The organism is Rubritalea marina DSM 17716, assembly GCF_000378105.1.
Lineage (GTDB): Bacteria > Verrucomicrobiota > Verrucomicrobiia > Verrucomicrobiales > Akkermansiaceae > Rubritalea > Rubritalea marina.
This window is the reverse complement of record NZ_KB899257.1, coordinates 1-25897: the sequence shown is the minus strand read 5'-3', so window position 1 is coordinate 25897 and position 25897 is coordinate 1. Positions and strand designations below refer to the sequence as shown.

The 25897-nt window shown below is 53.6% G+C and carries 25 protein-coding genes; 15 read left to right on the top strand and 10 right to left on the bottom strand.

From position 1 onward, the window contains the following. Position 1 precedes the first annotated feature (1 nt). The 10 genes from F454_RS0109555 (at position 2) to F454_RS0109510 (ending at position 10377) form a co-directional block, all read left to right on the top strand. Positions 2–1615 carry an arylsulfatase gene (locus tag F454_RS0109555; RefSeq protein WP_018970432.1) on the top strand — a complete coding sequence of 538 codons (1614 nt, stop codon included), beginning with the start codon at positions 2–4 and terminating at the stop codon, positions 1613–1615. 72 nt (positions 1616–1687) lie between these two features. Further along, positions 1688–3220: an arylsulfatase gene (locus F454_RS0109550; protein ID WP_018970431.1), complete on the top strand. Its 1533-nt coding sequence runs from the start codon at positions 1688–1690 to the stop codon at positions 3218–3220. 83 nt (positions 3221–3303) lie between these two features. Beyond that, positions 3304–4272, top strand: a complete 969-nt coding sequence (locus F454_RS0109545) for an AAA family ATPase (protein ID WP_018970430.1) — start codon at positions 3304–3306, stop codon at positions 4270–4272. A 26-nt stretch (positions 4273–4298) separates the two neighbouring features. Continuing rightward, the gene (locus F454_RS0109540; protein WP_018970429.1) at positions 4299–5261 is read left to right on the top strand and encodes a DUF58 domain-containing protein; all 963 of its coding nucleotides are present in this window, start codon (positions 4299–4301) and stop codon (positions 5259–5261) included. A gap of 3 nt (positions 5262–5264) precedes the next feature. Beyond that, entirely contained in the window at positions 5265–5675 is a 411-nt protein-coding gene (locus F454_RS0109535; protein ID WP_018970428.1) for a DUF4381 domain-containing protein, read from the top strand. Further along, positions 5672–6661, top strand: a complete 990-nt coding sequence (locus F454_RS0109530) for a VWA domain-containing protein (protein WP_018970427.1) — start codon at positions 5672–5674, stop codon at positions 6659–6661. The genes F454_RS0109535 and F454_RS0109530 overlap by 4 nt, the downstream gene beginning before the upstream one ends. After that, positions 6654–7559, top strand: a complete 906-nt coding sequence (locus tag F454_RS0109525; protein WP_018970426.1) for a VWA domain-containing protein — start codon at positions 6654–6656, stop codon at positions 7557–7559. The genes F454_RS0109530 and F454_RS0109525 overlap by 8 nt, the downstream gene beginning before the upstream one ends. Before the next feature lie 77 nt (positions 7560–7636). Further along, positions 7637–8212 carry a tetratricopeptide repeat protein gene (locus F454_RS14785; RefSeq protein WP_169334358.1) on the top strand — a complete coding sequence of 192 codons (576 nt, stop codon included), beginning with the start codon at positions 7637–7639 and terminating at the stop codon, positions 8210–8212. Next, positions 8209–9456 carry a BatD family protein gene (locus tag F454_RS0109515; protein WP_018970424.1) on the top strand — a complete coding sequence of 416 codons (1248 nt, stop codon included), beginning with the start codon at positions 8209–8211 and terminating at the stop codon, positions 9454–9456. Before F454_RS14785 ends, F454_RS0109515 begins: the two co-directional genes overlap by 4 nt. Positions 9457–9576: 120 nt before the next feature. Next, positions 9577–10377: a hypothetical protein gene (locus F454_RS0109510; RefSeq protein WP_156817231.1), complete on the top strand. Its 801-nt coding sequence runs from the start codon at positions 9577–9579 to the stop codon at positions 10375–10377. A 1-nt stretch (position 10378) separates the two neighbouring features. Here the strand turns inward: F454_RS0109510 and F454_RS0109505 are convergent, their stop codons facing one another. The 4 genes from F454_RS0109505 to mqo form a co-directional block, all read right to left on the bottom strand. Further along, the gene (locus F454_RS0109505; RefSeq protein WP_156817230.1) at positions 10379–11311 is read right to left on the bottom strand and encodes a DUF6268 family outer membrane beta-barrel protein; all 933 of its coding nucleotides are present in this window, start codon (positions 11309–11311) and stop codon (positions 10379–10381) included. Between the two features lie 66 nt (positions 11312–11377). Beyond that, entirely contained in the window at positions 11378–11935 is a 558-nt protein-coding gene (locus tag F454_RS0109500; protein ID WP_156817229.1) for a DUF6036 family nucleotidyltransferase, read from the bottom strand. A gap of 296 nt (positions 11936–12231) precedes the next feature. Continuing rightward, positions 12232–13164, bottom strand: coding sequence for a ribose-phosphate diphosphokinase (locus F454_RS0109490; RefSeq protein WP_018970419.1), 933 nt, complete (start codon positions 13162–13164; stop codon positions 12232–12234). A 116-nt stretch (positions 13165–13280) separates the two neighbouring features. Continuing rightward, entirely contained in the window at positions 13281–14816 is a 1536-nt protein-coding gene (mqo, locus tag F454_RS0109485) for a malate dehydrogenase (quinone) (protein ID WP_018970418.1), read from the bottom strand. Between the two features lie 251 nt (positions 14817–15067). Here mqo and F454_RS0109475 point away from each other — a divergent pair, with 251 nt between their 5' ends. The 5 genes from F454_RS0109475 to F454_RS0109455 all read left to right on the top strand — a co-directional run bounded on the left by F454_RS0109475 (position 15068) and on the right by F454_RS0109455 (position 20570). Continuing rightward, positions 15068–16492, top strand: coding sequence for an arylsulfatase (locus tag F454_RS0109475; RefSeq protein WP_156817228.1), 1425 nt, complete (start codon positions 15068–15070; stop codon positions 16490–16492). 92 nt (positions 16493–16584) lie between these two features. After that, positions 16585–17520 (top strand): homoserine O-succinyltransferase, encoded by a 936-nt coding sequence (locus tag F454_RS0109470; RefSeq protein ID WP_018970415.1) that lies wholly within the window; start codon positions 16585–16587, stop codon positions 17518–17520. A gap of 99 nt (positions 17521–17619) precedes the next feature. Then, positions 17620–17904: a hypothetical protein gene (locus tag F454_RS0109465; RefSeq protein ID WP_169334357.1), complete on the top strand. Its 285-nt coding sequence runs from the start codon at positions 17620–17622 to the stop codon at positions 17902–17904. A 68-nt stretch (positions 17905–17972) separates the two neighbouring features. Continuing rightward, positions 17973–18440 carry a GAF domain-containing protein gene (locus F454_RS0109460; RefSeq protein ID WP_018970413.1) on the top strand — a complete coding sequence of 156 codons (468 nt, stop codon included), beginning with the start codon at positions 17973–17975 and terminating at the stop codon, positions 18438–18440. Positions 18441–18527: 87 nt separating this feature from the next. Then, positions 18528–20570, top strand: coding sequence for an FAD-dependent oxidoreductase (locus tag F454_RS0109455; protein WP_018970412.1), 2043 nt, complete (start codon positions 18528–18530; stop codon positions 20568–20570). A gap of 8 nt (positions 20571–20578) precedes the next feature. On the opposite strand, the gene bamJ is transcribed toward F454_RS0109455, so the two are convergent. The 6 genes from bamJ to F454_RS15805 form a co-directional block, all read right to left on the bottom strand. After that, complete coding sequence (gene bamJ / locus F454_RS0109450; protein WP_018970411.1) at positions 20579–21172, bottom strand: BamJ family beta-barrel-assembly machinery protein; 594 nt, start codon at positions 21170–21172, stop codon at positions 20579–20581. 23 nt (positions 21173–21195) lie between these two features. Continuing rightward, complete coding sequence (locus F454_RS0109445; protein ID WP_018970410.1) at positions 21196–21933, bottom strand: Dph6-related ATP pyrophosphatase; 738 nt, start codon at positions 21931–21933, stop codon at positions 21196–21198. 190 nt (positions 21934–22123) lie between these two features. Then, entirely contained in the window at positions 22124–23329 is a 1206-nt protein-coding gene (locus F454_RS0109440; protein WP_018970409.1) for a serine hydrolase, read from the bottom strand. A gap of 133 nt (positions 23330–23462) precedes the next feature. After that, positions 23463–24029, bottom strand: a complete 567-nt coding sequence (locus F454_RS0109435; RefSeq protein WP_018970408.1) for a hypothetical protein — start codon at positions 24027–24029, stop codon at positions 23463–23465. Positions 24030–24581: 552 nt separating this feature from the next. Further along, a complete protein-coding gene (locus F454_RS0109430) occupies positions 24582–24980 on the bottom strand; it encodes a DUF4279 domain-containing protein (protein WP_018970407.1) in 399 nt (132 codons plus the stop codon). Positions 24981–25094: 114 nt separating this feature from the next. Continuing rightward, complete coding sequence (locus F454_RS15805) at positions 25095–25577, bottom strand: Imm26 family immunity protein (RefSeq protein ID WP_018970406.1); 483 nt, start codon at positions 25575–25577, stop codon at positions 25095–25097. Positions 25578–25897: the final 320 nt, after the last annotated feature.

The following is a 25897-nucleotide window of genomic DNA, read 5'->3' as shown; positions in this document are numbered from 1 at the left end:
AATGAAAGCAACGAAACTAGGCTTCCTAGGGGCCAAGTCAGTATTTGGAGCAATTGTGGCTGCCTCAGCAGTCCTCTTTGGCTCCGCCGATTACTTGCATGCGCAAGATAAGAAACCTAACATCCTAGTGATTTGGGGTGATGATGTCGGCCAATCAAACATCTCAGCCTACACACGCGGTGTGATGGGGTACACGACACCAAACATCGATCGCATCGCCAAAGAAGGCATGCTATTCACCGATTACTATGGTGAGCAGTCGTGTACAGCAGGACGCTCCTCCTTCATCATGGGGCAGAGCGTGTTCCGTACAGGTCTCTCCAAAGTGGGTCTCCCTGGTGCTGATCTCGGTATGCAAGTGGAAGACATCACCATCGCAACCGTGCTGAAAGACCAAGGCTACGCCACCGGTCAGTTTGGTAAAAACCACCTCGGTGACAAAGACGAGATGCTTCCGACCAATCATGGATTTGACGAATTCTACGGAAACCTCTACCACCTCAATGCTGAGGAAGAGCCAGAAAATGAAGATTACCCTACTGACTACAAACTGCCTGACGGCCGTACCTTCCTTGAAGCCTATGGCCCGCGTGGTGTGATCAAGTCTTCTGCTGACGGAAAGATCGAAGACACTGGTCCTCTTACCAAGAAGCGCATGGAGACTGTTGATGACGACACCGTTGCGCATGCAATCGACTTCATCAAACGTGCTGAAAAGGCAGGCAAGCCCTGGTTTGTCTGGTGGAGTGGTACTCGTATGCACTTCCGTACTCACGTGAGTGAAGAGAAAATGACTCAGATCAGAAAAGAGTACCCACACGCAGATGAGTACACCTGTGGCATGCTCGAGCACGACATGCACATCGGTCAGTTCCTTCAGGTGCTGGACGAGCTCGGTATCGCAGACAACACCATCATTCACTACTCCACAGATAATGGACCTCACTACAACACATGGCCAGATGCTGCTTCTACTCCATTCCGTGGAGAAAAGAACACCAACTGGGAAGGTGGCTGGAGAGTTCCTTGTGCGGTCAAATGGCCAGGTGTGATCAAGCCTGGTTCCGTTTCTAACGGCATCGTTCACCACATGGACTGGCTCCCAACCTTCGCTGCCATCGCCGGCAACAAGACCATCAAGGAAGACCTCCTTAAGGGTTACAAGTCCAAGGCGCTTGGACGCGAGTACAAGAACCACCTCGACGGCTACGACATCTCTGCGCACCTTGCAGACCCACAGAAGACCAAGTCTCCACGTAACGAGATTTTCTACTTCTCTGATGATGGTGACCTCACCGCACTTCGCTATGGTCCTTGGAAGTTGATCTTCATGGAGCAGAAGACAGTGGGTGGTTTCCGTGTGTGGATGGATCCATTTGTACCACTCCGTGTGCCACTCATCTTCAACCTTCGTCGCGACCCGTATGAGCGTTCCGAGATTACCTCGAACACGTACTATGATTGGTTGCTCGACCGCGCGTACCTCCTCGTTCCTGCGCAGGCATACGTAGGACAATTCCTCAGCACCTTTAAGGAATACCCACCACGCCAGAAGGCCGCTTCCTTCTCCCTCGACCAAGTCATGGAGAAATTAGCAACACCAGCGAAGAACTAATTTTTCATTTTCTAACGGGATGCATTTTAACAAGTGCATCCCGTTTTTTTTCTCATCCATTTTCCTAACACTATGAAACTAAAAAAAACCCTTGGCGCACTCGCGTGCTGCCTCACGATCGGCTCGACACAGGCTGCCGAAGAAAAGCCTAACATCCTGATTATTTGGGGTGATGATATCGGACAATTTAACGTCAGTGCCTACAACCGTGGCATGATGGGCTATAGAACGCCGAACATTGACCGCATTGCAAGCGAAGGCGCGCTCTTCACGGATTGGTATGGCCAGCAGAGCTGTACTGCCGGGCGTGCGGCATTCATTACTGGCCAGTCGCCAATGCGCACAGGCCTTACCAAGGTTGGGCTGCCAGGCTCACCTGAAGGCATGATGAAGGAGGACCCCACGATTGCAGGTCTGCTCAAGGATCATGGCTACATGACAGGGCAATTTGGTAAAAACCACCTTGGTGACCGCGATGAGATGCTCCCAACGAACCACGGGTTCGATGAATTTTTTGGTAACCTTTACCACCTGAATGCTGAGGAAGAGCCTGAGCATCCCGATTATCCAAAGGATCCAGAATTTAAGAAAAAGTTTGGTCCACGTGGAGTGATTCACAGCACTGCGGATGGTAAGATCGAGGATACTGGTCCACTGACGAAGAAGCGTATGGAGACTGTGGATGGTGAAGTGACTGAGAAGGCACTTGACTTCATGGATCGCGCCAAGAAAGCGGATAAGCCATTTTTCCTTTGGTGGAACAGCACACGGATGCATATCAATACCCACCTTAAGCCAGAATCTAGAGGCAAGACTGGTCTTGGTGTCTATGCGGATGGCATGGTCGAGCACGATGTGATGGTCGGTCAGCTTCTGGATAAGCTAGAAGAGCTCGGCATCGCCGATAACACGATTGTCATGTACTCCACTGACAATGGTGCTGAGACGTTCTCATGGCCAGATGGTGGAACCACGATGTTCCGCGGTGAGAAAGCGACACAGTGGGAAGGTGGCTTCCGTGTTCCTACTGCGATCCGTTGGCCAAAAGTAATCAAGCCGGGTACCGTGATTAATGAAATTGGTGCGCACGAAGACATGCTCCCAACATTGCTGGCAGCTGTCGGTGAGCCTAACATTAAGGAAGAGCTCAAGAAGGGTAAGACCGCGATGAACCGCGAATACAAGGTGCACATCGATGGGTATAACCTTCTTCCATCCTTCAAGGGCGAGGCTAAGGAATGGCCACGTAAAGATTTTGTCTATTGGACGGATGACGGCAGTGTCGCGGCTCTCCGCTACGGAAACTGGAAAGCCACATTCCTCCAGCAAAACGCACATAGTTTAGACGTGTGGATCGAGCCATTTGAAGTGCTGCGCGCTCCCCGTCTTGTGAATCTTCGTATGGATCCATTTGAGCGTGCTCAAGATGAAGCGATTGGCTATCCTAAGTTCTTTGTCGATCACATGTTCATGATTGCTCCAGCTGCCGCGTATGTGGGCAATTGGCTTCAGAGCTTCAAGGAATTTCCTCCACGTCAGAAGCCAGGCACCTTCAATCTCGATCATGTGATGGAGAGCATTTCTAAAGGCGCTGGCGATAAATAATATTTCTATTCATCATCGGGGTGCTTCTATGCTGGAGCATCCCGATTCTTTACTTAGCCTAACATCAACACGGATTTAATTTTATGTCATCACACGCATCAATCAAGCAACTTCAAGAGTGCATGCAGGCTTCGATCATTGGTCAGGAAGCTGTGGTTAAGAGCATTCTTCTTAGCCTCCTCTGCAATGGGAATGTGCTGCTAGAGGGTCTCCCTGGTTTAGCAAAAACGCGTGCGGTGAAGAGTCTGGCTGAGCATCTCGTAGCAGACTTTAGCCGCATCCAGTTCACCCCAGATTTATTGCCTTCCGATATCACCGGTTCAGAGATGTATCTAGGTGAGGACTCGGCGGAGCGTTTCGAATTCAAGCCAGGCCCCATTTTTGCGAACATCGTGCTCGCCGATGAAGTGAACCGTGCGCCAGCGAAGGTGCAGGCAGCATTGTTAGAAGCGATGGAAGAACGCCAAGTGACTGTTGCTGGTGTGACTCACAAGATGCCACCCCTATTCATGGTGATGGCGACGCAGAACCCAATCGAACAAGAGGGGACTTACCCGCTTCCAGAGGCGCAGATGGATCGCTTTTTGATGCATATCTCAATTGATTACCCCAATGACAATGACGAGAAGGCGGTGATGCGTTTGGTACGTGGTGAGAGCGCCCATGGGGCTGAACAGCCCGAGCAGGTTTCTGTGCCGCAGGAGGCTGTGTTTGCAGCCCGGGCGGAGATCGACGAGGTTGAGATCAACGATGCGATGGAAGACTACATTGTCGCCTTGGTGGCAGCCACGCGCAGGCCGGCAGACTTTGATGCGGACCTCGCCCGATACATCCAAGTGGGTGTGAGCCCGCGTGGGACGATTGCTCTCGACAAAGCATCGCGTGCGCATGCTTGGTTAGAGGGGCGCCGTGAGGTGATCCCTGATGACATCCGAGCGGTACTTAGTGATTGCTTACGCCACCGCATTGGGCTGACTTACGAGGCGCAGGCGGATGGAGTCACCTGCGATGATGTGATCGGCAAGATCGTGAAGTTGGTTGCAATTGCATGAACGTCATTAGCATCGATTAGGTTGTTGTGGATTGGTCCCGAGTCAAGCGAGTGAAGGCTGAGCATCCAGAGGAAACTCAGGGGGTGTATACGTCTTTGGAGGAGTTGATTCGTTTTCAGTTTCTCACGCGCGACTTTTCTTTTCTTCCAAGCCAGCCGGTACAATCGATCTTGGCAGGCCGCTATGCTTCTCATCTGAGGGGGCGGGGATTGAACTTTGAGGAATTGCGGAAGTATCTTGTGGGTGATGATGTGCGGATGATCGACTGGAAGGTGACCGCACGCACGCGTTCCCCTTATGTGCGGGTGTATACCGAGGAGAAGGATCGTTCGGTGTTGGTGCTATGCGACCAGCGTATCAATATGTTTTGGGGCACGCGTGAGCGGCTCAAGTCGGTCACTGCGGCGCAGGCTGTCGCCCTCGCAAGCTGGCGAGCAACGGCGGTAGGAGATCGGGTGGGGGCGGTTATTTTTAATGATGAAGCGGTGATCAAGCATCGACCAAAGCGTGGCCAACAGGGCGTGATGCAAGTGCTCGACTCGGTGGTGAAGATGAATCATCAATTGCATGCGAATACTGAACTACAAAGTAATGACGGCATGCTCAATGAGGCGCTGAAGCAAGCACTCAAAATGGTCACACACGATATGTTAGTGGTTGTGGTTAGCGATTTTTATGGTGTGGATAAGACCACAGAAAAGCTGGTGGCTAAGCTCGCGCAGCACAATGATGTGCTCGGAATCTTGGTGACTGATCCAGTACGTGAGGCGCCCAGTGAACAACGTGTGACAGCCAGTGATGGGACGCTTCAGGCCGAGCTACCATTCGAGCGCAAAGCTGTTCGCGATATGGTGGCGGAGAGCTACCGTGAGGAACGAAGGCAGATCACTCATTTCATGCGCAAGCTATCAGCTCCATTGCTAGAGATTAGCAATGAGGGCGATGTGGTGAATCAAGTTAGAAAGTTGTTAGGAGTGCCGACAAGGTAAATCATGGACGCAGGAGACATCAATGAATTGCGTGACATTGCGGTGCCTGAGGCTCCGGCGATATTTCCTATGGCATCGGGCTTGGTCCTGATTTTGGTTTGTATTGTGTGGTTATTACTTTGTGCTGGTTGGTATGTGTGTTTGAAGCGTCGCGCCTCGGCGTATCGCCGTGCTGGAGTGACTTTGCTAGGGCAGTCGCGATCGACGCGTGAGGTTTCTGCTGTGTTGAAGCGCGTGGCGATGGTGAGTCATGGTCGTGAGGCAGTGGCCTCGTTGTATGGAGCGGCGTGGGTGGAGTACTTGCAGGGGACTTGTGCCGGCGTGGAGTTGCTGCCATTGGCTGAGGCAGGGGATCAGGAAATAAGTGAGCAGCTTAGGCGAGAGGCTGCCAAATGGATTCAGAAGCATCGATGATTAGTTTTTTACACCCATGGTTGTTTCTTTTGGCTGTGTTGCCGCTGCTGCTGCGTATGGTCTTGCCCCCCTTTCGTGAGCCTCGGCAGGCGGTGCGTGTGCCGTGGTTTCGTAGGGTGCTTGATCTGGTGGGGGGGAAGGCGCATGAAGGTGCTGTGGTGGCTGAGACCCCTTGGCGAACCATCTTGTTCCGTTACCTTCTCTGGTTGCTTTTGCTTACGGCGCTGGCGCGACCGCAATGGGTGGAGCCCGCGATATCGCGGGTGACCCCAACAAGAGATCTTTTATTGTTAGTCGACTTGTCTGGTTCGATGGAGACGAAAGATTTTAAGAATAAAGAGGGTGAGCAAGTGGATCGTCTCACTGCAGTGAAAGAGGTGCTTGATGATTTCCTGACTCGCCGCGAGGGGGACCGGGTGGGATTGATTGTCTTTGGTAATGCGGCCTTTGTGCAGGTGCCTTTCACGCAAGACCTGACAGTGTGTCGTCAGTTGCTCGATGAGATGGCGACGCGGATGGCGGGCCCGCGTACGGCCTTTGGTGATGCGATTGGATTGGGCATCACCCTCTTTGCTAAGAGCGAGAACCAAGACAAGCTAATCATTGCCCTCACGGATGGCAATGACACGGGCAGCAAGGTGCCGCCTGCTGAGGCTGCCTCGATTGCGAGTGACCAAGGGATCATGATTCACGTGGTTGGTGTGGGTGATCCTGCTGCTACGGGTGAGGAGAAGCTCGATGAAGCGGCCCTCACGCAGGTGGCGAAGAATACCGGTGGGTCGTATTTTCATGCCAATGATCGTGCTGAGTTGGAGGGGATCTATGAGCAGATTGACCAGATGGGGACGCGCGAGATCGAGAGCGAATCGTATCGCCCGCGCAGCGATCTGTTCCATTGGCCACTGAGTCTATGTTTATTGCTGAGTTTGTGTGCTCAACTCGTAACGATGCTACGAACCAATAGGTCAGGAGGTGCTCATGTCTGAGTTCCATTTGATCCGCCCTTGGTTTTTGCTGGCTCTGATTCCGGTGTTTCTCATGGCGTGGGCGCAGCGCAGGCAGCACCAAGAAGGGGCTGCATGGATGAAGATGATCGATCCTCGTTTGTTGAAGCATTTGATCGTTGGCGAGCAAGGCCAATCCAAGCTGCAGCCCTCGCAGGTGTTGCTGGTGCTCGGTGTGCTCTCTGTGATTGCGCTCGCGGGTCCCAGCTGGCGCAAGCAAGCTTCGCCCTTTGCAGATGATCAAGCGGGCTTGGTGGTTCTGCTGAAGCTTGGGGCGACGATGGAGGCGACTGATGTGCAGCCCTCGAGGCTCGACCGCGGTAAATTTAAGATGCGAGATCTGCTGTCTCTGCGCGAGGGGGCATCTAGCGCTTTGATCGTCTATAGTGGTTCGTCGCATTTGGTGATGCCTTTGACCAAAGACGATGCGATTATTGCGAGCATGGCAGAGGGTTTGACTCCTCAGGTGATGCCGAGTCAAGGCGACCGCCTCGATGAGGCTATTTCTGATGCTGAGGAATTGTTAGAAAACGCTGGGGTGCCGGGCTCTATTTTGGTGATTGCCGATACGGTTGACGCCACCCAGCTGCCGCTCTTGGAGCAGCATCGTTCGAAGGTGCCTGTGCAGTTTTTGGCTATTCAGCCGGGTCAGGCGTCGATAGACCGAGGGATGAGTGAGGCTGCCAAGGTGCTGGGAGGAGAAGTCATCATGATGACTCAAGATGGCAGCGATGTGCAGCGGGCGAGCGCGCTGGCGAAGACCAAGATCCAGCATGCAGCGGCTGAGGATGGGTCTGAGCGCTGGCTCGATGGTGGTTATTACTTGCTGCCATTCATTTTGCTAGGGGCGAGCCTTTGGAGTAGGAAGGGGTGGCAGTAATGGAAGGAAAAAGGATAGAGAGCAAAGGACAAAAGGTAGTACTTACGGCTTGTGTTGGAATGGGATTAGCGTTGTGCGTGAATCTTTTGCTCGGGAATGGATTTGCTCTAAGGACTGCTGACCAGGGGGCTTACGCCGACTTTGAAAAAGAAAACTATCAGGAAGCTGCGGAGGGGTTTGCTGATGCCCAGTGGCGCGGTGCGGCGTACTTCCGCGCTGGCGCATTCAAGGAAGCGGCCAACGTGTTTTCCGGGATTCAATCTGCGGAGGGGTATTACAACTATGGTAATTCCCTTGTGATGTTAGGGAAGTATCAAGCTGCGATAGAGGCCTACGATCGCGCGTTGGCGGCGGGGCCTGATGCAGATGCGAGTCGCAATCGCTCGATTGCAGAGGCGCGGATGAAGGCACTTGATTTTGAGGGTGGCAACATGACGGACGGAAAGATCGGAGCGGATGGTATCACCTTTGAACAAGGCAAGGGTTCATCTGAGCAAGATGCTGGGGAAGAGGTGGTGCAGGGTGCGCAGTTAGATGACGCACAAATGCGTGAAGTGTGGCTGCGCAAGGTGCAGACGAAGCCCGCCGATTTTCTCAAGGTGAAGTTCATGTATCAAGATGCCGCACGCCAAGAGAAGGGGGGACAAGAATGAATCATTGGTTCTTTGTATGGTTGGTGTGTTTAGGCTCACTCACTGCAGCTGAGCAGGTGGTCGTACGCAGCTCGGTGGTACAGCAAGAAGCTTGGCAAGGGCAGCGGGTGCGGTTGATTATCGAGGTGCTAGGGAAGGATAGCTGGGCTCAGATTCCCAACATGCCGGTGATAAAGATTCCAGGCGCTTACGTTCTGCCGCCGAGTAGCCAGGGGGTGCGTGCTCAGGAAACAATCGATGGCGCCAGCTACACCGGTCAGCGCTACGAACTCTCTGTCTATCCTCAGCGTGGCGGTACCATCGAGATCCCGGCGCAGGCAGTGGAGGTGAGCATGACGGTCTTCGGATCTAGCGCAGATCCCGCCAAACAACAGACGCAGATCCCCGCCGCAAGTTTCAAATCAAATGTGCCTCCAGGCGCGCAGGGGATTGATTGGCTCGTCAGCACTTCACAATTCGACGCGCAGCAGACGTGGTCGAGCGAGAGTGACGAATTTCAAGTAGGAGATGCGCTCACACGAAGCATCACCCTGCACGCAGCTGATGTTTCTGGCATGGCTTTCAAGCCGCTAGAATACCCGCCGATGCAGGGGCTTGGCATTTACCCAGCAGAGCCGAGTGTCGATGACCAACGCGACCGCGGTCGCCTCTCCGGCACGCGCAAGGAAGAGGTGAGCTATATCTTTCAAGGTGCGGGTACTGTAGTGATCCCAGCGCTCGAGCTGCAGTGGTGGGATGTGCAGAATGAGAAACTTCACAAGATCGTGCTAGAAGGGCGCGAGCTGCAGATTAGTGGTGGAGCTGGAGCCAGCTATGTGGAACAAGGAGTGGGTGTCCAAGCCAGCGGTGGTTGGAAGCTTGCGCTGCTCGTTCTAGTAGCTTTAGCGGGCTTGCTTTGGTGGCGTTGGCAGGTGATTGTCGCATACGTTTCGGCCAAGCGTGCGCGTGCTCGTGAGCATGAGAAACACGACTTTGCGCGCTTTGCTGAGGTAGCAGCTAGCGGCGACATTGCGGGTGCCCAGGGTGCCTTGATGCATTGGTTGGACAGGATCAATGAGTCAGTTACTCCAGCAAGGTTGGAGCCATTTTTGAAGGAATACGCAGGTGACGGGTACCGCTGCGAGGAGTTGATTCATCAGCCAGTTCAGCTCTATCAAGTGATGGTGAAGGCTCGTAAAAATTGGCAGCGGGAGGGCAGGCGTCGCAAGAAAGCGGAGTCGCTTCTGCCGCCGCTCAATGGCTGAACCAGTCTGCGATGGGTGGATGCGCGAAGTATCCTCATTCGAAACGTGACCAATAAGTTAGGAGTAGTTAGGATGCAATTTGTGAATCGATCCCTTTCCAGACTGGTGCTTCTCTTGAGCATGGTATTCGTGACCTCAGTGCGGGGACAGGGAGTGATTCGCGATGAGCGTGCTGACCCCAATTACATGTATGCGGCGGTGCTGGGATCGGGGTTTTACACGGTGGGTGATGCGAGCCTCACGATGTTGCGCGTGCCATTCAAGCTTACCTTGCGTGAGGCCAATGATGAGGATGCGAAGCTCAATCTATTGCTACCCGTGGTGATTGGGTACGTGAGTTTGGACCCGACTGATGTGATTGATCGCTGGGTTCCTACCAATTTGGGGACCTTGAGTTTTTTTCCTGGAGTGGAATGGGAGCACCAAGTGCGGGAGGATTTGGTCGTAAAGCCTTTTGCCCAAATTGGCGGGGGCTATGACTTTGAGAGTAGTATTTGGAGTGGCTTGGTGGCTGTAGGTAGTCGCTTTTTGTGGACGAAGCAATTGACCAATGAATGGCAATGGCAGGTCGGTAGTTCGCTGCAATGGGCCTCGGGTTGGCAGGAATCTGGGCTGAGCTACAGCAGCTTTGGCTTGCTGGAATTGGGGACGGATATCCAGCGTGAGTTGCCGTGGCGCTTGCGTGAAAAGCAATTGCTCGGCAGCTTGTATGGGCGAGTTCGTTATTTTGCGAACAACTGGAATATCGCAAGAAGTCCAGACGACCCGATCGACGTCGATTTACTTTATGAGCTTGGAATGAGCCTAGGAGTGGATAAGGGCTATGAGCTCTACGGAATTGAGATGAACCGTGTTTCGATTGGCTTTGTATGGGGCGGCGACGCGCGTGCGGTGAGCGTCGGTACTAGCTTTCCGTTCTAGCTCAATAGCGGTAGTTGATCGAGAGTGTGGCGAAGGGGCCGGGCTTGACGTCGGACTCGCCTAGACGATTGTTCTCGAGGTCTTCGAGCTTCAAGTTTTGGGCCAAGGAGATACCGACGTCGGCGGAGAGCCAGAAATTTTTGTAGATCCGTTGTTCTGAGCGGATGGCCAAATTCACTCGTTTGTAGTTGATGATGTGATCCGGCAGCACATCATTTTCTTTTACCTTCCAGGAGGCGGATGAGAAGCGTGCGCTGACACCCACAAACCAATCATCGTTGATGCTATAGGAGACACCTGCGATAGGGCCTAGAATGTAGGCTTCGACATCGGTGCATGGTCGGTAGATGAGTTGGATACCCGGGTAAAAGGTGTCGACGCCGTAGTAATGCGAGTAATAGACACCGCCGATGAGGCGAAAGTCTGGGTTGATAATGCGCCCAGCACCGAAGGCCATAGCGATGGCGTCATTTGATCCCGCTTGGAAGTCGCCATTGAAGCTTGGCATGACCATGCCGCCTACGATCCACTCGTGGTTGATTTCTTTGAGTAAGGCGATGGGGATGTTTACCGAGTGCAGCGTGTCTTCGCTGATGATGTTGGGGATGCTGCTGGAGAAGGTGTTTTGCGTGTAGTAACAGAGGGCGATGAGGTACCAGTCGTCTTTGCTCAGAGGCAGTATGGGCGCAAATAATGAGGAACGATTTGACTTTAAGCTGCCATCAAAGGCGTCAAAGTCGGTGGAGAAATTGTATTGGTGATTGACGAAGCCAATAAAGTAGCCGGGGAGCTTGGTGGTGGTGCTCTGAGAACGGGTGAAAAAATCTAGATGAGGTGCTCCAAACTTCCAGGATTTGTCTTCTTCGAGGTCTTGAGCCTGGGCCAAGGATGCCAGAGACATCGCGCCGGCTATGAGGGAGGGTTTCCAATTCATGCGCATGGTGCACTATTCAATACTGAACCTGAGCACGACACAAGAAGGGAATGTTGGGAGCAATGATTAGACTTCATCGAGCTCTTCGCAAATGAGGGCGAAGTGCTTTTCTACGGTGGGTAAGAGGTCTGGGTGTGGGCAGCCGCTTTGGATAAAGTCGGAGAGTTCCTCGCGGCAGATGATGCCTTCATTGATCATTCCTGCGACGAAATCGATGTCTTTCTTACGCCCTGCCTCAGTTTTGTTGTAGGCGAGGTCGACGGGGTCGAGGCAGTAGCCGAGGATGCCATCCACCTCAAATTGGACGCAGCGATCAAGCCACCCCTTAGGTTGGGAGAGCATGGTCCAGTCGCCAACGCGCTCCACGTAGAAGGCGTGCTCGTCTTCGAATTGAGATGCCTGGCCGACGAGGTCATCGCCCGGCTTGAAAGTTTCTGTTTTCAGCTTGCGCAGTGGGAACATGTCGATGTCCGCTGAGAGCCTCAAGTATCCTGGGGCATCGGGATGCGATGCGAGGATTGAGGCTGAGCCCACGACGACGAAGCGACGGCGGTCGTACGCCTTGGCGGCTGCTACGAGAGCAGTTTTCAAGTCGGTTTCGAAGAGTTCTCTTGGAGTTTGCATGGTCATGGGATGGAGGGGGAGGTTCGGAGCAGGAGGGGATTGCCAGTGCCTCGTCACAGGGATTAGCGAGGAGCGTGCCAAGATGCTAAAAGTGGATCATTTGAATGCGCTAGATAAAAAGAACGACACCTTTGTGACGTCTTTTGACTAGCGCATGCCAAGGTGGGAGCAGTCATGGGCTGGCAAGACGTGCCCAGGCTGCTGCAGGAGCGATTCAATGGCTCGGTGTCGAGGCTGAGAGATCGACCATGCAGCACAGAGAATGCGTGCCGCGAGGACTCTGCAAGGCAGATGGCTTAGAGGTCGAAGAGCGAAGTCACACTCTCACCATTGTGGATGCGACGGATTGCTTCGCCGAAGAGTTGGGCCACGCTGAGTGGGATCACGTTGCTACCGTGCGCTTGTGGTACCGAGTTGGTGGTGACCAAGGATTCGATTGGTGAATTTTCGATGCGCTTGCGGGCGGTTTCGCCAATCACGGCGTGTGAGACACCGGCAAAAATTTTCTTACAGCCGCCTTGTTCGCTGAGGATCTTGGCTGCAGCACAGAGGGTGCCGCCGGTTTCAGTCATGTCGTCGATGAGGAAGACATTTTTACCTTCGACATTACCGATGACATTGGTGGCTTCTACCTTGGTGGCGCTGACGCGGTGCTTGGCGACGATGGCAAGGTCTGCGCCGAGTGCGTCGGAGTAGAAGCGTGCGTTTTTCACACCACCAACGTCTGGTGAGACGACCACGAGGTCTTCACCCACCATGTTAAGTTCTTCCTTGAGGTACTTGACCATCACTGGGCGGGCGTAAAGGTGATCCACTGGGATGTCGAAGAAGCCTTGAATCTGGGCTGCGTGGAGATCCATGGTGACCACGCGGTTCACTCCGGCTGCGGAAATGAGGTTGGCCACCAACTTGGCGGTGATGGGAACGCGGGACTTGTCCTTGCGGTCTTGGCGAGCGTAGCCAAAAAATGGCATCACCGCGGTGATGCGGCCGGCACTAGCGCGGCGTGCAGCATCCACCATGATGAGTAATTCCATCAGGTTATGGTTGGTCGGTGGGCAGGTCGGTTGGACGATGAAGACGTCTTCTCCACGAATATTTTCGTTGATCTGTACGAAGGTTTCTCCGTCAGGAAAAGCGTCTACCGTGACATCGGCAATGGAGGTCTGAAGGTAGGCGGCAATGTCCTCTGCGAGCTGATTGTGAGCTGAACCTGCAATGATTTTCATAACTGGGTGTGCATCTTGCCTAGCGATGATCTACTAGACAATGCCGAAGTGAAAAAAGTAAGGAGTTACGAGCCGCGAGCAGGTGGAGATGCCTGCCCGCAATCTCTGGCGATCAGTTAGACCGCTGCCGTGGCGGCTTGTGCGGCTTCGATGCCGAGTGCCTTGTCGGCGCGCTCGCGCTCTTTGCTGTAGAGAGCGGCGTCCTCTGCGAGAACCTTGCCATAGGAGCTCACCATTCGCTGGAGCTCCTGCTGGGAAGAGGCTTCCTTGAGGAGTTCGCCGAAGCATTTCTCAAGTACTTCGAGGATGATGGCCACTGAGGTAGAAGCACCTGGGGAAGCGCCGAGGAGGGCGGCGAGGCTGCCGTCTTGTGCTGAAACAACTTCGGTGCCGAACTGCAGTTTTCCGCCGAGTTCTGGATCCTTCTTGATGATCTGCACGCGCTGGCCAGCAGTGGTGAGATTCCAGTCTTCGAGCTTGGCGTCTGGGAAGAATTCGCGGAGCACATCCACGCGGTCTTTGTGGGTGTTGACCACTTCTTGGTAGAGGTACTCGGTGAGGGTCATGTTGTCGCGGCCAGCTGCGAGCATTGGCACGAGGTTGTCCGGGCGTACTGAGTTGATGAGGTCGAACACGGAGCCACGCTTGAGGAACTTCGGTGAGAAGCCTGCGTAGGGTCCGAAGAGGAGGCTCTTCTTGCCATCGATGACGCGGGTGTCGAGGTGCGGTACAGACATTGGTGGGGCGCCAACAGCAGCCTTGCCGTAAACTTTGGCCGCGTGCTTTTCGATGACTTCTTCGTCGCTACAAACGAGGAACTGGCCACTGACGGGGAAGCCGCCGAAGCCCTTGCCCTCGCGGATACCGGACTTCTGGAGAAGCTTGAGTGAGCCGCCACCGGCGCCGATGAAGACGAAATCTGCGTGGAGTTTTTCGGAGCTGAGTTCACCGTCCTGACGGACGCGTACTTTCCAGCCACCTTCAGCAGTACGGTCGATGTCGCGCACGCTGGTTTCGGTGGAGAGAGTCACGCCATCGAGTGAGGCGAGGTGGTTGATGAGAATTTGGGTGAGGGAGCCGAAGTCGATGTCGGTGCCACCGTCGACGAATGTGGCTGCGATCTTTTCGTTTTCTGAGCGACCTTCTGCGAGGAGTGGGGCCCACTCACCGATCTTGTCGACATCTTCTGAGTACTCCATGTCGGCAAAGAAGTGGTGGTCTGCCATCGCTTGGAATCGCTTGTCGAGGAAGTCGACTCCGTCTTCGCCGCGGCAGAAGCTCATGTGTGGCACCTTGCGGATGAAGTCTTGAGGGGATTCGATGACACCTTGTTCCACGAGGTATGCCCAGAATTGCTTGGATTGTTCGAACTGCTCGAAGATGTTGACTGCCTTATCGATGCTCACGGAGCCATCTTTTGCTTGTGGCGTGTAGTTGAGCTCGCAGAGTGCAGCGTGACCGGTACCTGCATTGTTCCAAGCGTGGGAGCTTTCGAGTGCGACACTAGGAAGTGCTTCGATGATCTGGATGGTGGTCTCTGGCTTGAGTTGTTTGAGCATCACACCGAGGGTGGCGCTCATGATGCCCCCGCCGATGAGGATAACATCTGGGTTGTTGTTCAATGCACTGGTGGAAGGTGGCTGGATGCTCATGGTATTAGGTCGTTCGATTTTGGGTGGTGTGCCCTCAAGATTCTCGGAATGCGCGCTGAGTAGTTCATAAGCAGCTCGTTGTCAAATCCATCTCCAGTGAAGTGGATGAATGCTGCTAATAGAGTGTTTGATTGAAATAAGTCGCTGGGGACTTTCGTATCATTCAAGTTGTTGCGCATGCTAGGATCTACAAAGGATTGATCTTCTGTATGAAAGTGACTTCATTCTGATTGAAAATGACTACAATGACCATGCCTGTGATAAAGAAATATTTGTGGTTGATGCTCGCTGTAGCGGCCACCCTGGCGGAGGCAAAACAACCGAATATCATTTATGTGCTGGCCGACGACCTCGGCTATGGTGATCTCGGTTGCTATGGACAGAAAGTGATCCAGACACCGCATTTGGATCGCATGGCGGCTGAGGGTCTACGCTTCACCCAGCACTACGCGGGGAGCACAGTCTGTGGGCCATCGCGCAGTTGTTTGCTGGAGGGAAAGCACTCGGGGCATACCTATCTGCGAGGCAATGGGCACATGCAGATGCGTGAAGACCCACACGAGGTGATTTTTCCGCGCGCATTGAAGGAGGCGGGCTACCACACGGCGCTTATTGGTAAGTCTGGATTAGCCTGTAATTCCGACGATGCGAGTTTACTCAATAAGAAGGGATTTGATTACTTTTTCGGTTTCACTTCCCATAGTGCGGCGCATTCCTACTTTCCCGATTATCTCTGGCGCAACGACCACGGTGTGGTGACCAAGGTCGAGTACCCGAATAATGCGAAGCATGCTGGCGATAGCTACAGCACCGACATGGTGATGGGTGAGGCGCTGCAGTACATTGAGCAGCAGAAAGAGGGCCCCTTCTTCTTGCACCTAGCCTTCCAGATCCCCCATGCGAGCCTGCGTGCTAAGGAAGAATGGAAGGCGAAGTACCGTCCTATTCTCAAGGAAACTCCACGGCCTGAGCGTGAGCAGCCCGAGCAAGGGTACTCCTACGAACGCGAACCGCGCACTACCTTTGCCGCAATGGTGTCCTACATGGATCACAACATGGGCTTGTTGCTGCAGAAGCTCAAAGACCTAGGGATTGATGAACATACCATCGTGATGTTTTCTAGCGACAATGGCGCGATGCAAGAAGGTGGTCACAAGATGGCGAGCTTTCAATCCAGCGGCGACTACCGCGGTGGCAAGCGTGATCTCTACGATGGAGGTGTGCGCACCCCGATGATTGCATGGTGGCCTGGCACGATCGAGGCTGGCCGTGTGACTGACCATCTATCTGCTTTCTGGGACATTTCACCGACGGTGCGTGAGCTTTCAGGTGCTGAGCCGCAGGCCGACACCGATGGCATCAGCATGGTGCCTACCTTGATTGGCAAAGGGGAGCAAAAGGGGCATGAATTCCTCTATTGGGAGTTCTATGAGCATGGGGGCAAGCGCGCGATCATTCAAGGTGATTGGAAGTTGGTCTTACTCGACACCAACACCGAGCTGGAGCCGAAACCTGCGCTCTACCACCGCCCCACCGACATCGCCGAGCAACACAACTTAGCAAGCCAGAATCCGGAACGCGTGGGTGCCTTGCTGAAGCTGATGGAATCTGCTCACGTCACCTCTGAGGTGCCGCAATTTCGTCTGGCACGCGAGCGCCAAGCTGCCAAGGAGTAGCCTGCTTCGCTTGCGGCTGAAGTCGTGGATTTGGCTCGACAAAACAAGCGCTGGATTTATTGAGCGAGCAGGTGTAAGTAACAGATCACACGATGCCCATTAAGATTCCAGATACGCTACCAGCGCGCGAGTCGCTGATGAACGAACAGGTTGACCTCATCGACAGCTCCACAGCTGCGCGTCAGGACATCCGCCCGATGCGCGTGTTACTGTTGAATCTGATGCCTAAGAAGGCGCAGACGGAGATCCACTATGCGCGCCTTCTCGGGGCGTCGCCTTTGCAGGTGGAGCTCACCTTGATGACCACCGCTAGCTACAGCCCTAAAAATACAGGCAAGGATCACTTACTCGAGTTTTACCGCACCCTCGATGATGTGCGCGATGAATACTTCGACGCCCTGATCATCACCGGGGCACCGATCGAGACGCTTCCCTTCGAAGAGGTGAAGTACTGGCCTGAGCTTCGCGAGATTGTCGAGTGGTCAAAGACCCATGTCTTCCGTCGCTTGGGGATTTGTTGGGGAGCACAGGCGCTTTTGTATCTATTGCATGGTGTGGATAAGGTGCAGATGGAGGAAAAGCTTTTTGGTATCTACGACCACAATTTGAGCCCGCACCATGGCAGTCGCCTGATGCAGGGCTTCATTGACCGCTTTCCGATGCCAGTCTCACGCTACACAGCGAATACCGTGGCTGACATTGAAGCCGCAAATCTGAGCATTTTAGCCCAGTCTGAATGTTCGGGTGTGGGTATGGTGCGCTGCGACCGCAGTGGCGATCTCTTTATTTTCAACCATCTCGAGTACGATGCTGATACGCTGAATGAGGAATACCGTCGCGACCGAGATGCTGGCCTGGATACGGCAATTCCAGAGAATTATTTTCCAGCGGACAATCCAGACTGCGACCCGATCAACCGCTGGCGCCCCTACGCGTTCTTGTTGTTCAATAACTTCATTAATGAAATGTACCAAGACACGCCATTTGATTTGGCGACTGTGGACTATGAGGCGACCATGGGTGCTTAGTTTGCACGGTCGTGCGTTATTTTTGATGGGAATTAGAGCGCTTATGTAGCATCCTACGTGGGTATGGGAGTGCTGCTGATCCAATTGATTTGCCCGGTGATGATTATCATTTCGGTGCTGTATCCATTCTTGCGAGGCATGCGTCGGGTGCATTGGTTGCGCTCGGTGGCGTTGGGCTGGGCATTCTTTGTGGCTGGTTGTGTGTTTCGCGAGCATCTCGGCCCTTGGCTTGCTGGTGCGCTGATTGGCGAGGGGGCGCGTGAGGAAGTCCAGTGTGTGCATTCATACATGATCTTGGGTGTGGCGCTTGGTTGGATCTTTCCCTTGGTGTTCCACGGTTTAGGCCTGTGGTGGGGGGCGCTGCGTGAACGTCGTGCAGTCTGAGCTGCTGCCCTTTGAGGAATTGAGATTCTCGTTTGAAATCTGAGGAGAATTGGTCGACAGTGTGGGCTATGGAAGCTGACCTCAATCCCATCGACTCGCTACTCGTTCAACCACTTGAGTCCTGTGCTCAAGCTGTTTTAGAAGAAACGCTCAAGGCATTCGCCTGCAGCACTGGTACCATTCACGTTTGGAATGCTGAAACGCAGTTGCTTGAGCTCATGGCCCAGCAAGGGATTCCTGAGTTTTTATTGGAGAAAGTTTCTAAAATTCCGATGGGTAAGGGGATTGCGGGTGCGGCGGCGCAGCAAGGTGATGCAGTGCAGATCTGTAACTTGCAGACCGACGACTCCGGGGTGGCCAAGCCAGACGCCAAGCACACCAATGTTGCGGGCTCGGTGGCGGTGCCTATCCAGAGGGGAGGCGAGTTGTTAGGAACATTGGGGATTGGAAAGTTTGAGCCTTATGATTTCAGCGATGCTGAGATTGCTCAGCTCAATCAGGTGGCAGAGCTCATTGCTGCGAATCTTCAGCAATGAATCGGCGCGCTCATCTAAATTGATGATGCCGTAGAGGGGGGATTGTGTTATCGTGCCGCGTTGCTGATAATTGGCACTTGATTGCGGATGAACCGATTCACTATTTTTCTGATCACCATCATCAGCTCGGTAGCATGGCTCCGGGCTGAGGTGATCGATCAGCACGCGGATGTGATCGTGTATGGTTCCACGCCGGCTGGTTTTTGTGCCGCGATTGCGGCGGCACGCGAGGGCGCGGACGTGGTGCTGCTAGAGCCGAGTGCCCACATCGGTGGGATGATGACTGGCGGCCTGAGCTTCAGCGAATCGAAGCAAATGCGCCGTGAGAGTTTGTTGGGATTGTTTGATGAATGGCACAAGCGTGTGGTGAGTGATTACACCAAGCGTGGCCTCCCATCTCCCTACAATGCTTGGTTGAAGAATCAATCAGGTTGGAGCTATGAACCACATGTGGCGCAGCGAGTGACGCGTCAGATGCTACGCGAGGCGGGTGTCGAGCTGCTTACCGAACAGTCCTTGGAGAAGCTAAAGATGGAAGGGTCACACATCGCCACACTCTTCACATCGAAAGGAAGGTTTACCGCAGATGTCTATGTGGATGCCAGTTATGAAGGGGACTTGATGGCGGCTGCTGGAGTGCAGTGGGAGATCGGGAGAGAAGGGCGCGGTAGGTATTCTGAGGCACTCGCTGGAAAGCAATACTCGAAAAAGAAGATCGATGTGGACGGCTTTGACGCAGAGGGTGCACTGCTGCCATTGTTGACTGCTGATTCTGCAGGTGAAGACAAGTCAGGCGATGGGAATATCATGCCTTATGCCTTTGTGCTTTGTTTGACGGATGATCCTCACAATCGCGTGGAGATTCCGAAACCTGCGAAGTACCGGGCTGAGCGTTTCGAGCTGATTCGGCGGTACTTGCGCGCTGGAGGTCGGGATCTAGGCATGGGCTTGCGACCTCTACCAAGAGGCAAATGGGAGGGACGCCATGCGACGAGCATGCAATTCTCGCTGGGATTCGTAGGTGGCAGCCAAGGCTGGCATGCAGCCTCATCATTTGAGCGGCAGAAGATCTGGGAAGAGCACAAGCAATACACGCTCGAATTTTATCACTTTCTAAGCACTGATCCAGAGCTGCCTGAGTCACTGCGCAGTCGATACGCCGCGCTTGGGCTGTGTAAGGACGAGTATCAGGCACATGGGCATTTCCCGCCGACGCTGCATGTTCGTGAGTCGCGCCGGATGGTGGGAGAGTACCGCATGAGCCAGCAAGACATCATGGTAGAGCCGCATAAAATTGATGCGATCATGGTGGCGTCCTCACCCATTCATCTCCACGATTGTCAGCGCATCGCGCTTAAGGGCGGTGGGGTGATCAATGAGGGAGCTGTCTTTCCCGTGATGGCACCCAAAAGTGCGGTGGGCTACGCCTACCATGTGCCTTACCGTGCGATTTTGCCGAAGCATGAGCATTGCCAAAACCTGCTCGTGCCGGTGGCGCTATCCGCCTCGCATGTGGCATACGGGTCGCTGCGCACTGAGCCTACCCGGATGATGTTGGGGCAGGCCGCTGGGGTCGCGGCATCTTTGGCTTCGAAGCACAAGATAGATGTGCAGCGGGTGCATTATACGAGCTTGCGCGAGCGATTGGTGGCGCAGGGCATGGAGCTGGAGCTTCCCGCGGTGAAGGGCTCCGTGGGACCTCAAACGCAGAAGGGCATGGTCTTGGATAATTCCGTGGCCATTCTCAGTGGCACATGGCAGCGATCCACGGTTTTCAAGCCTTTCATCGGCAGAGACTATTTGTTCAGCAACAAGCATGACTACAAGCAGCGGGGCGAATCCCTCGCGACCTTTCGCCTCAAGGTGCCGCAGCAAGGGACCTATGCTTTGCTGATGGCCTACTCGCCCCATGCATCGAGGGCGACCAGGGTGCCCGTGACCTTGGTTCAAGGTGCCCGCGAGCATAGGTTCTTTGTCGATCAGACCTTACCGATGCCGGATGGCAAGGTATTCCGAAAGATTGCAGAAGTGGCCTTAGAGTCGAATGAACTGATCGATGTGACGGTGAGCAACAAGGATCTCGACGGCTACGTAATCGTTGATGCCTTTCAGTTTATTCAGGTGAAGTAGGGCTGGTTTTAAAGGACTGCGAGGAGTTCTACCTCGAAGACCAAAGTCGCGAATGGTGGTACTTTGGATTCAGCTCCGCGGTCGCCATAGCCGAGAGCTTGGGGGATGTAGAATTTGAACCGTGCGCCAGGGTGCATCAGCTGGAGGCCTTCCTTCCATCCTGCGATGAGTTTAGCCACGCGGAAAGTGGCTGGCTCGCCACGTTCGATACTGCTGTCGAAGACAGAGCCATCGATGAGAGTGCCGTGGTAATGGGCGCGTACTTCGTCGTCGATACCTGGGGTTGCGGCGGTGTGGTCACCAGGGGATAGAATTTGATAGAGCAGTCCAGAGCCGGTGGGTACTACCCCTGCGTCTGAGGCCTCGAGCGCGGAGAGGTAGGCTGCGTTGTCGTCTTTGAAGGCATCCTGGCGTGCTTGTTTCACCAGTTTGGTGGCTTGCATGTAGGCTTTGAGGTCGATGTTGCGGGAAGTGCCATTGGCCTTGTCTTGGATGGCTTGTTCGACTGTGTCGGCGATGAGGAAGGAGTCTTCCAGAGCGGCGGCCCCGTTTTTGGTGCCTAGCTTGTAGCTGACAATTTCGCGTGCTTCTTCGTGGGTCATAGAAAGTGGGATGGGTCGGGGTTTCAGTCGGTGAGCTGGATGTCTTGGAAGAGGAATTCGGTATCCCAGCTGGCCTTGGCGCCGCAGCGGGCTTGGTCATCTTGTTCGTCTTTGTCTGCTGGTTTGTAGCTGGAGGACTGGATCTTGCCAAGGGTGATGGGGATGGGCGCGGAGAAGTTGGGCGCGTGGTGTACGAAGCTGTGGAACTCTCCATTCTCGCCACAGGGGTCAACCGAATCAGGAAGCTGCGTGAGGAATTTGTGGTCGTAGCGCTGGCCAATGAGCTCGGCTGGTACCTTTTCAGAATTGATGCAGACGATGGTGGCTTGGATGCCAGAGTCGATGATGCGTTTAGCCAGTTCAGAGGTTTCCGCTTCGAGCCAGATGGGGAATTGGCATTGCAGGCCGAGCGCCCGCATTTGTCGTTCGCGGTATTGCTTCAAGTCCTCCAGAAAGATATCGCCAAAGGCGCAATGGGTCGCCCCCTGCGCCTTGAGCACGCCCATCTCTCTCGCGAGGATCGCGTCGTAGTCGTCCATGCTGCAGCCCTCTGGCAGGTAGAATTTATGGAGTGGTAGGCCGAGCGCAGTAGCTTGGGCTTCCACCAGCGCCTCCGCGACACCGTGCATGGACACGCGCTTATGGGCACTGCTGTGCGAAGTCACCAGCCCGTGCACCTCGCGCTCCTGCATCAACTTCCAGAGCGCATAGGCAGAGTCCTTGCCCCCGCTCCAGTGGAACCATGTTTTTCCTTCAGCCATCCCCAGCAGTCTCCGCACTCAAGCCCCCGCGGTCAAGACAGGGATGCCCGATGCGCTGGGCTAACGGAACTGGCGGCGACGCGGGGCTATAGAAAGCATGCTGGCCAGTAACGCCAATAGCTAAGGCGTTCTTTTGAAGCTAGTCTGTCTGGGGTATTCACGGCTCGGTTTTCTGGAGGTGCCAACCTTTTTAGTAGCTCTCTGCTATGTCATGGATGATGGAAAAGGCCTCGGCAAACTCATCGGGTCCTTGGCCTCGGACGAAACTCGAAAATTTGGAAATGATCAGGTTCTTGCTGCGATTTACGTAAAGAAACTGACCACTTGAGCCCAGTGCCATGATGACGTCATTCCCCATCTTGTACCAAAAGTTTTTATAGCCGGTTGATCCCAGCGGACCATATTTTTCAAGGTACTTGGCGTCACCTTTTTGCTCAGGGTCATACACGACGTTCCACACGTCATCGACATAAGCAGAACCTTTGGTTTCCAGCATGTGGCGGCCGAGCTTGGCGTGGTCTCGAATCGATGTCGCTTGCGAACCATCGGCGCCTAGTTGCCCAAACTCATTTCCGCCGAACCAGCTGGCGTCCTCAAACCCAAGGGTATTGTAGGATTCCTGAACCAGGTCTTTATAAGGTCGCTGCGCAATCGCTTCGCCTACGAAGGCGGATGCCAACACCGAACTACTGCTATAGACCCAGGTTTTTCCATGATCACCGTATTTCGGGTAATCGAACATCCGTTCGTACCAATTTTCAGGTCCTTTTTCCGGGTCATAAGGTTCCATACCAGCTACCGAAAAAGAAACCATGGTGGCACTATTGGGATCTTCATAATTCTCGGACCACTGCATGCCGTTTTTCATATCGAGCGCTTGCGCAAATGTTGATGCACCAAAGAACTTTCCTTTTAGCTGGGGCAAATACTCATCCAGTCGCCTGTTAAGACCTTTTTCCCCAATGCGGTCATAAATCGGCTGAATGGCAAATGAGGTAAACGCTTTGCCGGTTGAATGGATCTGGTGAATATCGTCAATGTCGAATCCATAGCGGAAGTACTGCTGTTTAATCACTCCGCCTTTCACCACAATCAGTCCATCCGTTGAATTAGCACGTAGTCGCGCCCGCATCTCATCTGAAAAGGGTTTGATGTTGTCGCTCATTCTAAATGGGCGAGAAATCGGAGCGGCCTTAAACCACATGCCTGACGCCTGAACCGTGTGCGGGTAGGCATTCGAAATCAGCGCTTTCCAGCCGGATTGATTGTTCTGTCTGGTGTCATCAATGTACTGGTTGCTGCGTCGACCGGCTTCTTCTGCCACTGTTATGGATACCATAGCCAACGCGCCCACGGTAATTGCTGTCGAGATCTTGGTCTTTTTGCTCAATTTCATGTCAAATTTTCTAAGGGTTCTGATTTAGTGCATAATGCGTTGCTGTGATTTAACTCTCAACAACTGGTAAGCCGAACGTCATAGCACACCAACCGCCTGACGGCAGCCGCGCGTTGACTTTGGGTTAAGGGTGCTAATCATCTGAAAAATCCGACTCGGAGCGGGTCAGGCGGTTGGGTGCTGCGCATTGTTCTCCTTGGTTGGTTTCTGAGAGGTCAAATTGCTTCAGGATGAGCTTCACCTCCGAAACGGTTTCAGCGCTGTCCGTCCAAAAATCAAAAATCTCTCCCTCCCAGTTGTAGAGGGTCGAGCGATAGAGCGAAGAGTAAACGTATGAGCTCCAAGCGAACGAAGCAGAAAGGGCGAAGAGTGAAATGCCAATCTCCTTCTCGCTCGGCATAAGGGTGTGACCGGGGGAATCAATGAGCATCCTATCCTCACCGCGACTCGATCGAATACCCGCAATCGCGATCATCTCGCTCTGCTGATAAAGACTCCAATCTGTCATGTGAATGAGGGAATCTGAATCGGGGATGATCCGCTCGTAATAATGGCGCGCCAACGCGTCTTGCTGCTGATACGTGGAGGGCGCGTAGAACTGTAAATAATGGCGGGGAGCCGCGTCACCGTGATACGGATCCTTTGGGATGGATCGCTCGCGCAGCCATTCTGTGATCTCGCTTTCAGTTACGCATCGCATGGAAATATTTTCAGGAGAACGTCGAGGACAGGCAACCCGCCTGACGAGTTCGTAGTCCTAGTGGTTTTTAGAGTTTTACGGGCGGGTTATCGGGTTGTCCTGCTCCGACTGGTTCGAACCTATTAGGTTTCCCCATTTGTCGAATTCGATATCGCATTTACTGCAATAGTCTCCTCCCCATAGAGCCATTCTTATTGTTTTTGGGAATCTCCATTTGGGGCTTATTTCTCCGCAAGATGGGCACTTCATCCTCTTTACTGTAAATTTCTCTTGGCAGTCAGGACACTTCGATGGAGGTCTGAATACGTTCGAATGATTCCATTCTTCATTCTCATTTCTTTCCCACCCACAATTCAAACACTCTGTGGCTATTGCCCATCTCCTGGAGTCGAGTTTAGGTTTCATTTTCTTATCGAACGTCCAAATCCACTCGCCGCTGACTCGAATTACAAATCAGCTGTTAAACGATGGAATACCTTTAAACTACAGAAAGCGTCGACAAACTCAAGCGCCGTCAGCGGTTGAGTGCGATGTCTTGTTGTGCACCGGCAATTAGTTGTTGATGCAGATATCGATTGTTAGACCAAGCTCGGAAACCCTTCGAGTTAATTCCGGCGAAATACTCAGAGACGCGACTGAATCGAATGCCAAAAAGCAGTCAAGCGAGCATCTCCATCCCATGCTGCTCATCTTCGAGAACTCTTGCTCTCGGTCCTGCAAACGCACCAACCAAGATTCAATTTTCTCCTCCAGTGTATCGTTCGACTTCTTGCCGAAACGCTTCCAGCCACCCCATTCGTAAAAGCTTCCCGGAGCTAACTCTTTCTCTTCTCCGATTCGCCAAGATTGCGATGGTTGCAATTCGAGCCATTCAGTCACTTTTGCGGGATCTAGGTCCTCGCCCAGAATCATCAACGTAGCTGATGCAACATATTCATCAAGGGGCTCCATTTTATTGCACAACGTCCTAAGTGCTATCACGCGCTGCTGGCAGCGCCACTTCGGATCATGGTTAAAGGTTGCACGTTCACTAAAACTTTCAACAGCACAGTGGCAACGCGTTGATCAGCCACGGCTTGTTCTGCTTGTTGGTTTTTTGGGTGCGAGCGATCTCACCCACATGTTCTCAACGCCAGCATAATGGTCATCAAGACGGGACTCAATGTGCTCCGGATCCCAGACCGCAGCGCACTCTAGCTCTACGACGTCGGAATAGCTGGCTGGAGACTCATGGCCTGCGCCCTCATAAATCGAAAACTCCCCAGAGATCGAATCCTGCTTGAAGAATCGATCAGCGCTCAGAACGGCTGGCGGCACTTCGGTAGCCCCGATAACCGACCAATGGCGCTTTCCTATCGCATACTTCATGACCCAGATCTGGAAGGCGATAGATGTATCCGCAATCTCTCTAATCGCGGGTCGCGAATCAAATTTTCGATCGAAAAATGCAACGCGGGGAGAATCAACAACCATCGCGTAGGTAAGACCGCCGCTCGGAAGTGCAATCTCCACGATGTTGCCGCTATCCCAATTCTTTCGCTGAGCCATTTTCTTAGCAGAACGTAAAGCACACCAGCCGCTGACCAAGGGCGAGGTGTGATTTTGAGTTTAAGGGTTGAAGATTCATGTGTGGAGATTGGTTCTCGGCGGGTCAGTGGTTGGGTGCAGCGTCTTCCATGAGAAGGTGTGGCAAGTGGTTTTCCTGCGATTGTTGAGTTTCTTTTGTTTTAGCGAGTGCTGGGGTGGCGAGTGGCGTCGAGAATGGGCCCGTGCTTGCTCGTCGGAGGCGCCTAGGTCGGCACCCAACAGCACGGTCGGGTGGCCCGAACGCCTAGTTGATTTAATAGCTTTCTATCAGTTAGGTGGTG

Excerpts from the sequence above, each read along its gene's own strand:
- F454_RS0109555 (WP_018970432.1), top strand. The coding sequence starts at position 2 with ATGAAAGCAACGAAACTAGGCTTCCTAGGGGCCAAGTCAGTATTTGGA.
- F454_RS0109550 (WP_018970431.1), top strand. The coding sequence starts at position 1,688 with ATGAAACTAAAAAAAACCCTTGGCGCACTCGCGTGCTGCCTCACGATC.
- F454_RS0109545 (WP_018970430.1), top strand. The coding sequence starts at position 3,304 with ATGTCATCACACGCATCAATCAAGCAACTTCAAGAGTGCATGCAGGCT.
- F454_RS0109535 (WP_018970428.1), top strand. The coding sequence starts at position 5,265 with ATGGACGCAGGAGACATCAATGAATTGCGTGACATTGCGGTGCCTGAG.
- F454_RS0109530 (WP_018970427.1), top strand. The coding sequence starts at position 5,672 with ATGATTAGTTTTTTACACCCATGGTTGTTTCTTTTGGCTGTGTTGCCG.
- F454_RS0109525 (WP_018970426.1), top strand. The coding sequence starts at position 6,654 with ATGTCTGAGTTCCATTTGATCCGCCCTTGGTTTTTGCTGGCTCTGATT.
- F454_RS0109515 (WP_018970424.1), top strand. The coding sequence starts at position 8,209 with ATGAATCATTGGTTCTTTGTATGGTTGGTGTGTTTAGGCTCACTCACT.
- F454_RS0109510 (WP_156817231.1), top strand. The coding sequence starts at position 9,577 with ATGGTATTCGTGACCTCAGTGCGGGGACAGGGAGTGATTCGCGATGAG.
- F454_RS0109505 (WP_156817230.1), bottom strand. The coding sequence starts at position 11,311 with ATGAATTGGAAACCCTCCCTCATAGCCGGCGCGATGTCTCTGGCATCC.
- F454_RS0109500 (WP_156817229.1), bottom strand. The coding sequence starts at position 11,935 with ATGCAAACTCCAAGAGAACTCTTCGAAACCGACTTGAAAACTGCTCTC.
- F454_RS0109490 (WP_018970419.1), bottom strand. The coding sequence starts at position 13,164 with ATGAAAATCATTGCAGGTTCAGCTCACAATCAGCTCGCAGAGGACATT.
- mqo (WP_018970418.1), bottom strand. The coding sequence starts at position 14,816 with ATGAGCATCCAGCCACCTTCCACCAGTGCATTGAACAACAACCCAGAT.
- F454_RS0109475 (WP_156817228.1), top strand. The coding sequence starts at position 15,068 with ATGCCTGTGATAAAGAAATATTTGTGGTTGATGCTCGCTGTAGCGGCC.
- F454_RS0109470 (WP_018970415.1), top strand. The coding sequence starts at position 16,585 with ATGCCCATTAAGATTCCAGATACGCTACCAGCGCGCGAGTCGCTGATG.
- F454_RS0109465 (WP_169334357.1), top strand. The coding sequence starts at position 17,620 with ATGATTATCATTTCGGTGCTGTATCCATTCTTGCGAGGCATGCGTCGG.
- F454_RS0109460 (WP_018970413.1), top strand. The coding sequence starts at position 17,973 with ATGGAAGCTGACCTCAATCCCATCGACTCGCTACTCGTTCAACCACTT.
- F454_RS0109455 (WP_018970412.1), top strand. The coding sequence starts at position 18,528 with ATGAACCGATTCACTATTTTTCTGATCACCATCATCAGCTCGGTAGCA.
- bamJ (WP_018970411.1), bottom strand. The coding sequence starts at position 21,172 with ATGACCCACGAAGAAGCACGCGAAATTGTCAGCTACAAGCTAGGCACC.
- F454_RS0109445 (WP_018970410.1), bottom strand. The coding sequence starts at position 21,933 with ATGGCTGAAGGAAAAACATGGTTCCACTGGAGCGGGGGCAAGGACTCT.
- F454_RS0109440 (WP_018970409.1), bottom strand. The coding sequence starts at position 23,329 with ATGAAATTGAGCAAAAAGACCAAGATCTCGACAGCAATTACCGTGGGC.
- F454_RS0109435 (WP_018970408.1), bottom strand. The coding sequence starts at position 24,029 with ATGCGATGCGTAACTGAAAGCGAGATCACAGAATGGCTGCGCGAGCGA.
- F454_RS0109430 (WP_018970407.1), bottom strand. The coding sequence starts at position 24,980 with ATGGAGCCCCTTGATGAATATGTTGCATCAGCTACGTTGATGATTCTG.
- F454_RS15805 (WP_018970406.1), bottom strand. The coding sequence starts at position 25,577 with ATGGCTCAGCGAAAGAATTGGGATAGCGGCAACATCGTGGAGATTGCA.